The sequence below is a fragment of the Treponema primitia ZAS-1 genome (genome assembly GCF_000297095.1).
Taxonomy (GTDB): domain Bacteria; phylum Spirochaetota; class Spirochaetia; order Treponematales; family Breznakiellaceae; genus Termitinema; species Termitinema primitia_A.
The window spans coordinates 1-1,073 of sequence record NZ_AEEA01000014.1; the positions used below are offsets into that span (position 1 = coordinate 1).

Consider the following 1,073-nt stretch of genomic DNA (forward strand, 5'->3'; position numbering starts at 1 on the left):
ATAATCCAGGTCGTCCCAGTCGAAATCCTGGGCCGGCAGAGAAAATGCCCCGATCAGTAATGGTAATAGAACTGCAATATACTTTTTCACCGTTCCTCCGGATATCATTCTTCGGTTAAACCGTTTTGAATGAATTTATCAATGATGATATTTACCTCTTCTATCAGAATCCCTGTGTACCGTTCAATATTATCAATTATATAACGCTGCAATTCATGGATATTTCCCCCCAACTGGGTTCCATAGGGTACGTCAATGGTAATCACCAGCCTATACCCTTCGTCATCATCCTTGACCACCATCTTTTTGATCCGGATATTCTGATTATACTCATCTACGCAATGAATAACCATCTGGCTTAGGGCAGCCTGGGAAATGATAACCTTACCCCGTTTTGAATATTCCGGCCGTACCACCGACTTTTCATGTACCGATGGTCCTCCCCCCAGGGCGACGGGTCCCTTTTTCCGCTTGAAAATCTTGATGGCATCGTAAAAAATATTGGGATAATTCCGCTTTATCTCGATACTCGGGACGGGAATAACGTGTTTCCCCTCGATCTTCCTGGTCCGGATAGCCCGTTCAATCTCTTCCTGGGAGGCGATATCCTGAATTTTGATGATCTTACTGATAGGTGGAAGCTGGAGCCGGGCGGCAATCTTGTTTACCATCTTCTCCGAGGTCCCCAGGATGAGGATTTTCTTTGTTTTTTCGGTCTGAAGCTTCCTGGCCACCTCATCCCGCTGCCCCTTATTGTCAAAAAGGGCCACCTTCACCGCCGCCATGAAGGTTTTTTCCCGCTTAGCGGAGTGGCCTGCCAGGATCCGGTTATCCCGGATCAGGAGCCCATCGTCGATGATAAAGTCTATCCCGTATTTCTGGGCCACAAGTTTGGCCCGGAAACTCTTGCCGGTACCGCTTTCTCCGACGAGGGCAAAGGTTTTTATCCTCCGCAGGGGGGAGAGGAAATCCCAAAACATTGTTTTATTATAGAGGGTGCGATTGTCCCTTACAAGCTCTCTCTCTTTCCCCCCCCTGATGGACCCCAGAACGGGAGGGGCAAAGACGGGGGG

General features: G+C 48.6%; 1 protein-coding gene. It reads right to left on the reverse strand.

Translation table 11 applies throughout. From position 1 onward, the window contains the following. Positions 1-104 precede the first annotated feature (104 nt). Positions 105-980 carry a peptide ABC transporter ATPase gene (locus TPRIMZ1_RS0101310; protein ID WP_026043445.1) on the reverse strand — a complete coding sequence of 292 codons (876 nt, stop codon included), beginning with the start codon at positions 978-980 and terminating at the stop codon, positions 105-107. Between the last annotated feature and the right edge of the window lie 93 nt (positions 981-1,073).

What these genes read in the sequence shown, in the direction of transcription:
- TPRIMZ1_RS0101310 (WP_026043445.1), bottom strand. Translation starts at nt 980, where the DNA reads ATGTTTTGGGATTTCCTCTCCCCCCTGCGGAGGATAAAAACCTTTGCC.